General features: G+C 59.9%; 16 protein-coding genes. 5 read left to right on the top strand and 11 right to left on the bottom strand.

The window, feature by feature from the left end:
* Window positions 1–340 precede the first annotated feature (340 nt).
* Window positions 341–523 carry a hypothetical protein gene (locus L6637_RS35055; RefSeq protein ID WP_237867369.1) on the top strand — a complete coding sequence of 61 codons (183 nt, stop codon included), beginning with the start codon at window positions 341–343 and terminating at the stop codon, window positions 521–523.
* A gap of 84 nt (window positions 524–607) precedes the next feature.
* Here the strand turns inward: L6637_RS35055 and L6637_RS35050 are convergent, their stop codons facing one another.
* Together L6637_RS35050 and L6637_RS42865 are read right to left on the bottom strand one after the other, a co-directional pair.
* The gene (locus L6637_RS35050; protein WP_237867370.1) at window positions 608–988 is read right to left on the bottom strand and encodes a hypothetical protein; all 381 of its coding nucleotides are present in this window, start codon (window positions 986–988) and stop codon (window positions 608–610) included.
* Between the two features lie 185 nt (window positions 989–1,173).
* Window positions 1,174–1,281 (bottom strand): HNH endonuclease, encoded by a 108-nt coding sequence (locus tag L6637_RS42865; protein WP_377803206.1) that lies wholly within the window; start codon window positions 1,279–1,281, stop codon window positions 1,174–1,176.
* A gap of 123 nt (window positions 1,282–1,404) precedes the next feature.
* Here L6637_RS42865 and istA point away from each other — a divergent pair, with 123 nt between their 5' ends.
* Together istA and istB are read left to right on the top strand one after the other, a co-directional pair.
* On the top strand, window positions 1,405–2,712 hold the full coding sequence (istA, locus tag L6637_RS35045) for an IS21 family transposase (protein ID WP_237867360.1): 1,308 nt from the start codon (window positions 1,405–1,407) through the stop codon (window positions 2,710–2,712).
* Complete coding sequence (gene istB, locus L6637_RS35040) at window positions 2,712–3,572, top strand: IS21-like element helper ATPase IstB (RefSeq protein WP_276575792.1); 861 nt, start codon at window positions 2,712–2,714, stop codon at window positions 3,570–3,572. The genes istA and istB overlap by 1 nt, the downstream gene beginning before the upstream one ends.
* 970 nt (window positions 3,573–4,542) lie before the next feature.
* Here istB and L6637_RS35035 read toward each other — a convergent pair.
* The 8 genes from L6637_RS35035 to L6637_RS35000 form a co-directional block, all read right to left on the bottom strand.
* A complete protein-coding gene (locus L6637_RS35035; protein WP_237866318.1) occupies window positions 4,543–4,725 on the bottom strand; it encodes a hypothetical protein in 183 nt (60 codons plus the stop codon).
* 420 nt (window positions 4,726–5,145) lie between these two features.
* Window positions 5,146–6,315, bottom strand: coding sequence for an AAA family ATPase (locus tag L6637_RS35030; protein ID WP_237866317.1), 1,170 nt, complete (start codon window positions 6,313–6,315; stop codon window positions 5,146–5,148).
* Complete coding sequence (locus L6637_RS35025) at window positions 6,312–6,581, bottom strand: hypothetical protein (protein ID WP_237873494.1); 270 nt, start codon at window positions 6,579–6,581, stop codon at window positions 6,312–6,314. The genes L6637_RS35030 and L6637_RS35025 overlap by 4 nt, the downstream gene beginning before the upstream one ends.
* A 127-nt stretch (window positions 6,582–6,708) precedes the next feature.
* Window positions 6,709–7,287: a hypothetical protein gene (locus L6637_RS35020; RefSeq protein WP_237866315.1), complete on the bottom strand. Its 579-nt coding sequence runs from the start codon at window positions 7,285–7,287 to the stop codon at window positions 6,709–6,711.
* Window positions 7,250–7,501 carry a hypothetical protein gene (locus L6637_RS35015; RefSeq protein ID WP_237866324.1) on the bottom strand — a complete coding sequence of 84 codons (252 nt, stop codon included), beginning with the start codon at window positions 7,499–7,501 and terminating at the stop codon, window positions 7,250–7,252. The genes L6637_RS35020 and L6637_RS35015 overlap by 38 nt, the downstream gene beginning before the upstream one ends.
* A 1,158-nt stretch (window positions 7,502–8,659) precedes the next feature.
* Window positions 8,660–9,079 carry a GFA family protein gene (locus tag L6637_RS35010; protein ID WP_237866314.1) on the bottom strand — a complete coding sequence of 140 codons (420 nt, stop codon included), beginning with the start codon at window positions 9,077–9,079 and terminating at the stop codon, window positions 8,660–8,662.
* A gap of 69 nt (window positions 9,080–9,148) precedes the next feature.
* Complete coding sequence (locus L6637_RS35005) at window positions 9,149–9,856, bottom strand: class I SAM-dependent methyltransferase (protein WP_237866313.1); 708 nt, start codon at window positions 9,854–9,856, stop codon at window positions 9,149–9,151.
* 395 nt (window positions 9,857–10,251) lie between these two features.
* Window positions 10,252–10,434 (bottom strand): hypothetical protein, encoded by a 183-nt coding sequence (locus L6637_RS35000; RefSeq protein ID WP_237866323.1) that lies wholly within the window; start codon window positions 10,432–10,434, stop codon window positions 10,252–10,254.
* Window positions 10,435–10,552: 118 nt separating this feature from the next.
* Here L6637_RS35000 and L6637_RS34995 point away from each other — a divergent pair, with 118 nt between their 5' ends.
* A complete protein-coding gene (locus L6637_RS34995; protein ID WP_237866312.1) occupies window positions 10,553–10,744 on the top strand; it encodes a hypothetical protein in 192 nt (63 codons plus the stop codon).
* Window positions 10,745–10,841: 97 nt separating this feature from the next.
* On the opposite strand, the gene L6637_RS34990 is transcribed toward L6637_RS34995, so the two are convergent.
* Window positions 10,842–11,117, bottom strand: a complete 276-nt coding sequence (locus L6637_RS34990) for a hypothetical protein (protein ID WP_237866311.1) — start codon at window positions 11,115–11,117, stop codon at window positions 10,842–10,844.
* On the opposite strand from L6637_RS34990, the gene L6637_RS34985 reads away from it, so the two are divergent.
* Window positions 11,116–11,511, top strand: coding sequence for a hypothetical protein (locus L6637_RS34985; protein ID WP_237866310.1), 396 nt, complete (start codon window positions 11,116–11,118; stop codon window positions 11,509–11,511). The two genes, L6637_RS34990 and L6637_RS34985, sit on opposite strands and share 2 nt — an antisense overlap.
* Window positions 11,512–11,692 lie beyond the last annotated feature (181 nt).

The raw sequence follows: 11,692 nt of genomic DNA, 5'->3' as shown, positions 1-11,692 counted from the left end.
GAGCTCCTTCCTGAGTGAGGGTTGCAACACCTCGATTCTCAGGACGGGGCTCTCCAGTGCTACCACTATCGTCTCAAATGGCTACCGGCCTCTCGGCTCTTGCTCCCGCGCAGCGGGCTGGAGCGCAGCGACTTTGTGCTCTGGCCCATCTGCGACTCCGGAGAACGTCCGCAATTGGTCAGCAAATGGCGGGGGGACCGGACATCAATCGCGGGCCCCTCGATGAGGATGGCTTCGGCGACCGTCGACAAAATTACTGACACAGTGTGTCGCAGCTAGCGCGACCTTGTTATTTTCGACGATCCTGCTAGAAGCCCCGCTCTAAAATCAGGGAGCCTACATGGCAACGAAGACGAAGAAGATTGTTCGCCGCGAGTGGACTGCAGCGGACGTCAAAGAGTTGCGCGCGTACTCAAAGGCACGCACGCCGATTGTGAAGATCGCTAAACAGACGAAGCGTAGCGTGCCCTCTTTACGGATGAAGGCATCAAGCCTTGGTATCGGGCTTGGTCACCAACGTTGACGCGTCTCCGTTCGTTCTCTTTACTCGGAAAACTCTTGCCCATTTCTGGAAAGACTTTTCCGAGTCGAACCAACCGCGAACGTCTTATCGCTTCGTGCGTGGGTTTCGTCGCGCAGGCTGCGTGGTCGCGGTGCTCTCCGCATTCGCGGATGCCAGCGCATCAACGCGTGCGCTGATTGAACCAAGTTGGTCAGACAAGAGTTTGCGCTCGCCGCCCTCTTTCGCAAGTCTGGCCTGCAAGTCGGTCAGTTGGTCTGCCAACTTTTGTTGGGACATCTGAACATCCTGAACAGCCTTCTGAAGTTCAGCCGTCTGGTTGCCCTGTTCCGCCCCGGGGTCTTGATGCGACGCCCTCTCTGTTCTTAGCGTTTGTATTTCGCGGTTCGCCCAAACAAGACCGCCCGCCGCGAGTACGACAACCAGCGCAAGTAGCAGCCACGGTAAGACCTGACGACGTTCTGTCATTACCACTCCTTGGATATGGGATCGGACAACCCAACGCTCAGAATCTGACGTAGTTGCGACGGTCATCTCCGAGTTTTCCCATTTTGGGGATACGTAAAATTCGGGACCCATCGGGCCTTAGGGCCTTCGCGCCAGCGAATCTACCCCCCTACCCCTAAGCGACTGAAGGCGTCCCGCGCGAGCCTTCACAGCACGCGCCTGCCTCGCTGGCCATGCTGCCGGTTATGACACCGCATACAAAGGGTACGCAGATTGTCCAGCGTGTCGGTCGCGCCTGGCGTGCCGCGTTCAATGACGTGGTGTGCAGTTAGCCTGTCGTTCGGGGTAGTGCAGAACTGTTGTCGCGCGCCATGGAAAACTGCCCCCTCAGCGACATGAGGAATTGCCCCCTCCTCGGATAGCTGAGGAGAGAGCGAATGAAACAGGGACGAATCACGGAAGGCTCGCCGTGGAGTGATCCACGGGGGCAGGTGATGAAGACGCCGGATGACGTGGCGGAGATGATGCGCCTGAGGGCGTGCGGGTGGGGTGTGAAGCGGATAGCGCGGCAGCTGGGCTGCAGCCATCACACGGTGAAGGACTACGTGGCGGCGGGCGGGGTGAAGCCCTTCAAGTCGCCTGAGCGGTCGAAGCGTCTCGACGGCCTTGAAGGTTGGCTGCGCGAGCGGTTCATCCGGCATCGGGGCAATGCGGATGTGGTGCGGCAGGACCTATTGGCCGAGAAAGACGTGGCGGTCAGCCGGCGAACCCTACAACGGGCCGTGCAGCCGTATCGCCAGGCGCTGAAGGCCGAAGCGTTGGCGACGACGCGCTTCGAGACGCCCCCGGGCCGGCAGCTGCAGATCGACTTCGGCGAGCGTCTGGTCGAGGTCGGCGGGGCGAAGATCAAAGCATTCGTGTTCGTGGCGACGCTCGGACATTCGCGGCGGCTACATGTGCGTGCGTTCCGGGCTGAGAAGCAGGAGCACTGGTTTGCGGGGCTTGAGAGCGCGTTCACGACCTTCGGCGGCGTGCCGGAGGAAGTGCTGATGGACAATCCACGCGCACTGGTGGTGCGCCACGACGCAGTGAGCCGGTCGGTCCAATTTAACGACAAGCTCATCGCGTTCGCGAAGCATTGGGGCTTCCGTCCTCGCGCCTGCGCGCCGTATCGGGCGCGCACGAAGGGCAAGACGGAGAATGGCGTCGGTTACGTGAAGAAGAACGCGATTGCGGGGCATTCCTTCGCGAGCTGGGAGGCATTCGAGGCGCATCTGTCCGGATGGGAGCGTGAGGTGGCGAACGTGCGTATCCACGGCACGACCGGCGAGGCGCCGATTGCTCGCTTTGCGCGTGAGGAGGCACACCGGTTGAAGCCGCTTAGCGGGCAACCGTCGTTCGGATCGTTGCGTGAACTGACCCGCGTCGTCGGCCATGATTGCGCCGTCGAGATCGACACGAACAGCTACTCAGTGCCGTGGCGCCTGATTGGCGAGCGCGTGGCGGTAACGATCGCGGCCGGCGAGGTGCGGATCCGCCATGGATTGCAACAGGTTGCGGTCCACAAGCAGTCGGAGGGTCGCCGGCTGCGGATCATCGACACCGCTCATCTCGATGGTGTTGCTGGTCGCAATGGCGCGGTCCGCCGGGCTGAGATCGCGGTGGCGGTGCTGGCGCCGTCCTCACCGCCGTCGTTGTTGCGCCCTCTTGCCGAATACGAAGCCGTGGTCGGAGGAAGCTTCTGATGGCGCGGGCAAAGAAGATAATGGAAGCAACGACCGATCCGCTCGATGCCATGCTGGCGCGACTGCAGCTCTCCGGGATCCGCGATCAGCTCGACAGCCTGCTCGACGAGGCGGCGCGCGCGAACCTGTCGGCGCGTGAGACACTGATCCTGCTGTGCGAGCGCGAGATTGCGCGCAAGGATCATCGCCGCATCGAGATGGCACTAAAACTCGCACACTTCCCGGCCGTGAAGGAGCTTGCGGGCTTCGACTTCGAGGCGCAGCCGTCGATCGATCCGAAGCAGATCCGCGACCTGGCCGCGTCACGTTGGATCGCCAACGGCGAGAACGTGCTGCTGCTCGGTCCGCCGGGCGTCGGTAAGACGCACCTGTCGATCGCGCTCGGGCGAGAGGCGATCTTGGCCGGTTACACGGTGCAGTTCACAACCGCGACGACGCTGGTCGCGGGTCTTGCCAAGGCGCACGGCGAGAGACGCCTGGACGAGAAGCTGCTCGCCCTGTCGAAGCCAAAGCTGCTGATCGTCGACGAGCTCGGCTACCTGCCGCTCGAACCTGATGCGGCGCACCTGTTCTTCCAGCTGGTCAGCCGGCGCTACGAAACCGGTGCCATGCTGATTACCTCGAACCGCAGCGTTGCCGAATGGGGTGCCGTGTTCGCCGATCCCGTGGTCGCCACCGCGATCCTCGACCGGCTCCTCCACCACAGCCACGTGCTGACGATCCGCGGCGACAGTTACCGGCTCCGCGCCAAGCGCAAGAGCGGCCTCATCAAGCCGCCGCCCGCCGGTGACGGTCCTCCGGTCGGCTCCGCCTCCCTCCGGCCTGTCACCGGCGGAAACAACCTTCAACCGAGATCATAATCCCGATGGTGGGGGCAGTTCTTCATGACGCAAAGGGGGCAGTTCCGGATGGCGTTTGACAACTGTTCAGTGCACCGGTTGCCGTCGCGCTGCAGGCAGGCAGCCCGTAGGGTTCGCCAGCTGGCAGATTTGTAGAAGGCGTCTGACTTGAAACCGGGTCTAACGTAGGGTCGCCACTGAGGTGGCCTGACCTGTTTGGATCGTAATGGCATTGTTTCCTTTCTGATTGTCGCCATGAAACCTTGGCCGTGGCTAGCGCGTTACGGCACAGTTAGTGCAATAATTTCATGGCGGAGGTTTTCGATGGAGCGCCGTCGGACCGAATTGGCAACATTTGCAGTCGCCATATTCACCGTTATCTTGATCGCGGCTGCAGTTACGATGGAAAAGGTCATTTTTCAGACGGCGAGCAACGATGCGCCGCCGTACACCACGGGCCTCGCTAGACCTCACCAACCGCTTGACCGGGCTCCGGGTGAGCCGCTACCGGCCGTGGGCGGGCCGGCTGGAGCGGTTAGTGAGCATCGCTAACCGAGACATAGCGCTACCGAATGTGTGAATCGTGAGGGATTTCATATCTCTCAAGGCGCTCAACGCCGGCCTGTCGCTCACGTTCTCCCAGCCGCAATACCAGAAACACATAAGCGCAGACTGCGGCCGCGAGGCCAAAATACAGCCTTCGCATGTCTCACTAAGGCGGTGGCGACACTGCCGTTCCTACCGTTGCAGTGCACTGAAGAATCCGCCGAACCACTCCGTCTCCCTTGCGTTACCAGCAATGGACCCGATGACAATCAGACAACACCTTGAGCAAGCTGAACGGCGCGCCGCCGAAGGCAGGCGGCTCGTCGAACATCAAGAAGCGTTACTGGCCGGACTAGACCGAGACGGCCATGACACCAAAGCTGTCCGAAAGGTGCTTGATGCGTTGCGCGAGACGCAAGCCCTTCATGTACAGGACGTAAGACGCCTACTCGAAGAGCTTGAGGCCGCGAGTCAGCCGCTGGCGTAGGTTACTGGTCAGGCCGGCCAGTTTGGCCTTTTCAATGGCCAGCTTCGCGCGTTCAGCTTCAACGTTGTGGCCGTCGTGTTCGAGTACGTCGAGTAGAATTTCTTGGCCTTCGATATACATTCGAAGTTCTTTGCTTTCCATGGCTTCAACAAATCCGTTCGGTGCAATGCGCGCACGGTACCGACTCCGGCTTAATAGGATGTCACCTGCCGAATTTCGATAGCCGGGTTAGCCGGTTCGAAACTCGCCAGCCGTACGTATCGTGCAATGAGTGATTTGCCGTCCATGGAATCGATGCCGGAAGCAATCCAAACCGCCTTTGCCAAACAAGGAGCGGCGGGCCGGGATGCGTTAAATGACAGCGAGCCTTACCGAACACCGGCCACGTCGAAAAACGCGCCAGCGACCTCGCCAGCCGGTTCTGGGCATATGACCATCCCCCTTCGAGCTTTTCTCTAAATCTTGCCTCCCACCAGCGTGACATACGGCCGGGGTATAAACCCCCGGCCTGTCACGTCACGCAATCTGGTCTGTGACACAGTCACGGAATGTAACACCCTGTCACGCGTCACAAACCCAGAACCATTCACCGACTGTCGCTATTCGCTTCTTCTCCGTAAGCTCGCTGACGGCTCGCGAAAACCGCTGTCGGAGTGTGGCGTCCCCGATCTTTGGTTCATTCGCGAGGGTATCAGCATAGAACCGGTTGCGCCAAGCAGTACGATTGGCAGCTACAACGCCTTCATGAAAGCCGGGCGAGCCCGCTGGCGGGGTGCGACCATCTTCCGCCAGAACTGCCCGCAAGGAGTCCAACGCCTTTTCGGTACTCCCTTTGAGGTTTGAGCCGTCGTTCGGCGTAACCTTCGCAGGCACAACCACAGGCGCCGTAGTCTCGTCACCTTCAGCATCCTTGCCGAGCGAAACCGATTCTAGCTTGAAGCCAGTGATGACACCTTCGTCCATGTCATTGGCCCCCGTGCACTTTAAAACAAATGCCTTCGCGGAACCGGTGCCGCCGACCTCGATGCCAAACGAGCTATCAATCGCGCCGTCCAAGTCGATAGCCCCCTTGCCACGGTCGCCTTCCCATCCGCTATGATGAATAGCAGCAACATGCGCCCCTGTGGCCCGGTGCAGTTCATCGACGGACGCGATATATCTCTGCATATCGCGCGACGCGTTCTGATCGCCGCCGCCAAAGGTCCCAGTGACCGTGTCGACGATAATAAGAACGCACTTCTGCCCAAGCCGTTCTTCAAGCCGTTTGACTGCCGCCCCGAGCGCTTTTGCATCCATCAACCCGGCTGTCATGTCCAGCTCACCGCCAGCTACAACGAACGGGATGCCATACAGCCCGTGCTTCTTACGCCACGCCGCAACCCGCCGTTCAGTCGTTCGCTTGCGTTCGGCGGCAAAGAAAACGACAAGACCCTGCTTCACGTTGCGCCCGTGCCATTCCATACCGGCCGCAATATGCGCACCGATATCGAGCAGCAACACGCTCTTTGCGGTACCAGGCTTGGCGACGAACAAGGTGAATTCGTCGGCGCCGAGAAAGTCCTTAACAAGCCAGTCCTTTTGAACTGTCTCATTGACATCATCGAATAACGTGAACTCGAAACGTTCGCGGTGTGCCGCTAACACCTCTGTCGGCGCTTGCAGGGTTCTCGGCCTAGAGATTTGACTATCGACCCAAGCGGTCCCGGCCGGAAAGATTTCTGCAAGATTCACTGATAAACCTCCGGGGTTGCTGCCCTCACTGCCATCCGCCAATAGACCTCAGCCTCAAAGTAGCCGCGAATGGATGACGGAAAGTCATCAATCTCGAACCGGCTCAGCTTGCGTTCATCGCCGCCGAAGCCGAAGTCCCACGCCTCCAGTGCAACGGTGATATCGTTGCACTCTACTGTTCTGGCTTGCCGCAACTGTCTTAGCCCGCTACGCGAGAACGGCGCGATATGACAGACCCCAGTGCAACCGGCATCAAGCCAATCCACTGGTCTTGCATGAAGCCGCACCGTCTTTCGGCAAGGTATCGTGCCAAGCCATATTGCGCGGCCATTAACTGTTTCAGTATCGAAAGCTTCGTTGGCGCTTTGATTTCATCAGTCGTACCCCACCGCTTTACTCGTTCATCGCGAAACGAGACGACGCGGGATGGCAGCTTTTTGTGTGCACTCTCAGAGAATCTTTCGACGTTTGCACTTCTTTTGGAATTTTCAGTTCGCGCACAAAGTGCGGGCTGCAATAGCCGCACTTACCAAGTTCCGGCGCTCCGATCAGCCTCGTTTCAAATTCAACACCGTCTTCGGCAAGCGCGACAAGCGTGTCTGGACTTAAAGCATCACCAAGCCCTGCTTCCGGTGCAGCCACCTTGGCATCCGCAATCCTTCCGGCATCAGATTGAAGCGGATCGGTCGATTCGAACAAGTTGAGATAGCTGCGCAAAGCTGCAAGTACGACATCGTCAAACCGTTCAGCAACGTTGCGAGAGGGCCGTGATAAAATGTGAGTGTCCGTCTCCGGATTTGCACCGCGCCAGGCATTGAGAATGCCTCTGTAGTCGGTTGGGGAGCGACTTACATTGTCGTTGGCCGCCACCGGAATATCTTTCGCTCTCCAATCCTTCCTTGGATCGAAGCGACCTAGCAGGGTGTTGAAGAGCTCAGCCGCGTTCGCAAACGAAGGCTGAATCGTCGCCATTGTGGATGTAGAAGTGGCCGACGAGCCTGCCCGCAGTGCCGATGGTAGGCCAGCCGTCTTGAATGTTCGGCCTGATAACGCTGCACCGAACCTTCATTTGGAATCGTTCAGCGCACTCGTTGGTGGTTGCTTCATCAATACGCCAGCCGTCTGTTGCGATGTGAGACAGCACTTCCGGAAGTCTTTGTGCAAGTTCGAATTCATAGTCAGTCAAAAGCGTTGCCTTTCAAATCGGTGGCGCGCCGCATTCTCACGGCACGGTTTCTTTTGTTGTGTCTGTCGCTGCCTGTGCTACTTAGTTCTTCATCGCTCCCCCACATTCCCCTTCCGAAATTTGCGCGCACGACTCCGTTACCGCCCGATTCGAGCGGTGCTGCGATTACGCACGCGGTATCATTCACGCATTGCCGCGCGTTTCGTCTATCCCTTAGCTAGGCTACGTTCTCGTTCCTCCCCCAAGCATAGGGCGACTCGCCCTACGCTATCCCCAAAAACACTTTCGCCTCTGGCGCCGGGATGGCGAACAGAGGCGAAGGCGTTAGCTCAATGCTGAGCAGTCGTTTCATTAAATCCCTTGTAGCAGAAAACCGGACGACTTTCTACGTGTCCGCAGAAATTCTCTCACGCGTTTACTTCAGTTCTTATAGCCGATTTCAGCACACTTTTGTAGGTGTATCGCGAAATCCTCTTTCGCGTTATCTGTCCTTCTTATAGCTGAAATCGGAACGTTTTTTCTAGGTGGCCCTAGAAATTCTGCCGTCAGCCGCGATACCAAATTGACGTTGAAGACATTGCGAAATTGTACTGCATTGTCCAACTATGCTTCTGCGCCGCAGCGCTTTGCGTGTTCGGAAAGGGCGAGCGGCCGTATGCTTTGGTCTAGCTGGCCGTTCATGGCGCGAGGGACGTAAGGTCGCAGCATGAAACCCGAACTCACCGACTGTAGCGACTGCGGAGCCCCGGTCTCCTTTTCGGCCTTGGCTTGCCCGACCTGCGGTTCGCGCGAGCCTGCAGGGCCATACGTTCAGAGCCGCGCTGAGCGGCGGCGGCATCGCGCCGAAGAGAAGAATGACCAGACGTTGCTGGCCATGGCAGTGCTGTGCTGTGGGATTGGGGTCTGCTACGGCAGTCTAATGGTTGGCCCTTGGGGTGCCGTTGGGTACGGCCTCATAGGCGCGATTATTGGCGTCCCAGGGTGGGTTCATCATCAATGTCAGTCGGAGGCTGTTCGGCTAAAGCCGTTCACCGCGCCCTTTTGACCGGCCGACCGGCGCGCTATCGGTCCAAATCCCAAAGCTGAAAATGCCGCTTTGTTCTTGTCGGCTACAGGGTTCAATCCCCTCAGCCGGCACCAGCACTCGATGCGCATCCCTCAGCTTGAAGTCTTCGGTATGCTGCCGTGTTGCAGATGCTCGACGTCCGTGCCGTCGATATCGATCCATGCATGCTTCGACCGCTCGAACACCGATTTGATCGGCGCCGGGAAATTCGGGTCCGCGATTGCACCGACGGCAACGCCGATCATCGTAGGGAGTTTGTCGGGCCTCCAAAACACCGTCGAGCCGCAATCGGAACAAAAATAACAGCGGACCTTGCCGCCGCTTTCGCCGACGCGAACATACTCCTTCGGCGCTCCTGAGATCTTGACCGCCTCGACCGGATAGAAAGCGCCGACGCCGAACGGCGCGCCGGTCCGCCGCTGGCATTCGAGACAGTGACAAGCCGCGACCAGGTTGGTCGGCCCCGGAAGCGACAGCGCAAGCGCGCCACAACTACATCTGGCGTCGATCATTGACTCCACTCCTTGCATCCATTGCCTCGATGTCTGTGCGTCAAGCCGCGGCGATGATGGCCGAGCGTGTCAGGCGCGCTCGGCTGTGCCTTCCGGCAACTCATCCAGCCGCCAGAGTCCGAGGCTCTTGTCGCGCCAGCCGCCACCGCCCTCGTCGCAGCGCTCGTTGATCAATTCGCGCGGGGGCGGCCAGCGGAACGGCGGCTTCGTCATGTTGAGCGCCCGCCAGTCGCCGTCCTCGCAATCGCTGTTATCCTCCCATTCCGGAAACGTCGTGACCAGCAGGAATTGCGCACCGCTGGCACGAAAGCCGGCAATGGCGCGTGCGATGTTCCGGAAGCTCAGATGCACGAGGCAATCGCGGCACAGGACCACATCACAGCTCGGCAGCGAGTCACGCGTGATGTCGGCGACGAAAAAGCGGCCCCGCAATTCGCCTCGCGCCACGCGCGCACTGTTGGCCGCGATCAGCGATGGCACGATATCGATGCCCGTATAGTCGACGTCGAGGCGCATGTTGCCGATCCAGCCCGCATCGCCGCAAGGCGCATCGAGGAGTGAACGCGCGCCCAGCCGATGCAGCAGGCCGGGCAGCGCTTCGCGGATCGCGGCGGTGGCAAGATCTTCCGACCCGAGGCCCGAGACCGACGTCGCAGCTCCCCACAAATTGGTCCGCTCGATCCTCTCAAAACGCGCGGCGAGGTCGAGGCCTGCAAAATTCTCGCGGTCGGCAATGAACCGTTCATGGGCGAGCACGGCGGGACGATGGGAGATCATCGGATGGGACTCACGTCAAGATTCCGTCGCAAGCTTACTATGCGCGCGAGGCATTCGATCCAAAATTCCCGCGAGCGAAATCGCTCATGGTCACCCGACGAACCGCCCTGGCCAGCCTTGCCACCCTGCTGGTGCCCATCGCCGAACGCAGTGCTGCGAGCGAAGGTGCGCGGGACGGCGACTGACCACAGATTGGATCAGAGTTCAACATGAGGTAGCATGCGCATCGCATGTCCTCTTATACGAACCGCGAAAACGCCAAAATCATCGCCGGAGCCGTCGCGGCCATCGTCGCGACGCTCTTCCTGTTCGCGATCACGATGGCGCTCTTGCTGCAATAGGATCTGCGACCTGCCGGCGGCGCAAGGCCGCCGGACCGTGGACGTCGCGCGGGATCAGGCCGCGCGCACCGTCCGCAGGAATTTGCCGACTTCGTCCTTCAAGCGGGTGCTGTCAGTCGCCAGCATCTTCGCAGTCGCGAGCACTTGCGAGGAGGCCGAACCGGTCTCCGCCGCGCCGCGCTGACACAAAATGGCGCGCACAATCTTGCGGAGGAATACCCATTCGACCGGTCGCACGTCAGCTTCGTGAAAAGCTTTGCTCGCTCGTCGGGCAGCCGACTCTCATCGCCCCACGGAACCAACCGAGGGGCCCGTTTGTTTTCGTCTCATGCGGATCAGAGAAGACGATCGAAATATGGTGCTGCTAACGACGGTCGCGCTGTGCTGCGGAGTCGTGGCAGGCGGACTCGCGATACTCGCGCCGGTGTTTGGTCAGGCTCCTGAGAAGCAGGTCGCAGACAGCAGACCGATCGAGAACGCAAACCCGACATCCATCCGGGTGATCGGCGCCCCCTTCGTGCCGAATGTCAATCCGCGCCAGCGCTAGAGCATGATCCTGAAAAGTGTGAAGCGGTTTTCCGAGAAGATCATGCTCAAACAAAGAGCTAAAGCGCGACGACCATTAAAGCCAATCCCATCGCGCTTTAACGATCCGGCGAAACCTCGCGACCGTCATCTGGTTGGGTATGGGCGCGCACCAAATCCTCGACGAACGCCATCACCTCCGCCCGTTTCTCGGGCGGCAGTGACAGGAAGGCGCGGACAAGGCGCAAGCCCTGCACCTCGTCCGACAGGTCGGCCCTGGAATCCATCTGGACAATGTCGGGCGACCGGGAAAAATATGCAATCCCCTTGCATGCAACCTTCTTGATTCGGCGCCCCGGCTTTGGTGGAATAGCTTGAACAGGGTGGTGGATCATGAAGTGGATCAGGGAGCGCGACGCTCTGATCGCGCAGACGCTGGCCTTCGTGCAATCGGTTGCCGGCAAGAAGGACGATTTCCGTCAGCCGGATACCGCTACGGCTCCTCCGGTCCTGACCGCGGAGATCGTCTCCGTACGGGCCGTGACCGTGGCGCTCGAACAGGCGCAGTCCGAACCGCCGCCGCAGATCGCGCCGACGCCCCAGCCCTTGCCCTCATCCCCACCGCGAATGGCTGGCGACTTCCGCAGTGAGATGCAGACCCGCATCGCCAATTTCAGGAAGCATCAGGAGCGGTTCGAGCGCGAGCGTGAGGAATATTGTGCGGCGACACTGACCAAATTACGCGCCGCCATCCGGGATGCCGACGCGAGCCCGCCGGCTCGGAAGTAGGGCCGACCGCCCGCCTACAACCAGGACCACACCAGCCAGAGATTGGCTGCGCAGGCGCCGACCAGTGCCAGCGTCAGCGGCAGGAGCATGTGCCCACAGCAGGTTTTGAGGTCGGTCGTCATGGACGGAAACATCCGCTGATTCCGCCAAATGAGTCCCAAGGTTTCTTTTTGTGGGGATT

The sequence above is a fragment of the Bradyrhizobium zhengyangense genome (genome assembly GCF_022012435.1).
Taxonomy (GTDB): domain Bacteria; phylum Pseudomonadota; class Alphaproteobacteria; order Rhizobiales; family Xanthobacteraceae; genus Bradyrhizobium; species Bradyrhizobium zhengyangense.
This window is presented reverse-complemented; position numbering and strand designations above follow the sequence as displayed.

What these genes read in the sequence shown, in the direction of transcription:
- L6637_RS35055 (WP_237867369.1), top strand. Translation starts at nt 341, where the DNA reads ATGGCAACGAAGACGAAGAAGATTGTTCGCCGCGAGTGGACTGCAGCG.
- L6637_RS35050 (WP_237867370.1), bottom strand. Translation starts at nt 988, where the DNA reads ATGACAGAACGTCGTCAGGTCTTACCGTGGCTGCTACTTGCGCTGGTT.
- istA (WP_237867360.1), top strand. Translation starts at nt 1,405, where the DNA reads ATGAAACAGGGACGAATCACGGAAGGCTCGCCGTGGAGTGATCCACGG.
- istB (WP_276575792.1), top strand. Translation starts at nt 2,712, where the DNA reads ATGGCGCGGGCAAAGAAGATAATGGAAGCAACGACCGATCCGCTCGAT.
- L6637_RS35035 (WP_237866318.1), bottom strand. Translation starts at nt 4,725, where the DNA reads ATGGAAAGCAAAGAACTTCGAATGTATATCGAAGGCCAAGAAATTCTA.
- L6637_RS35020 (WP_237866315.1), bottom strand. Translation starts at nt 7,287, where the DNA reads ATGGCGACGATTCAGCCTTCGTTTGCGAACGCGGCTGAGCTCTTCAAC.
- L6637_RS35010 (WP_237866314.1), bottom strand. Translation starts at nt 9,079, where the DNA reads ATGATCGACGCCAGATGTAGTTGTGGCGCGCTTGCGCTGTCGCTTCCG.
- L6637_RS35005 (WP_237866313.1), bottom strand. Translation starts at nt 9,856, where the DNA reads ATGATCTCCCATCGTCCCGCCGTGCTCGCCCATGAACGGTTCATTGCC.
- L6637_RS34995 (WP_237866312.1), top strand. Translation starts at nt 10,553, where the DNA reads ATGGTGCTGCTAACGACGGTCGCGCTGTGCTGCGGAGTCGTGGCAGGC.
- L6637_RS34985 (WP_237866310.1), top strand. Translation starts at nt 11,116, where the DNA reads ATGAAGTGGATCAGGGAGCGCGACGCTCTGATCGCGCAGACGCTGGCC.
- L6637_RS34990 (WP_237866311.1), bottom strand. Translation starts at nt 11,117, where the DNA reads ATGATCCACCACCCTGTTCAAGCTATTCCACCAAAGCCGGGGCGCCGA.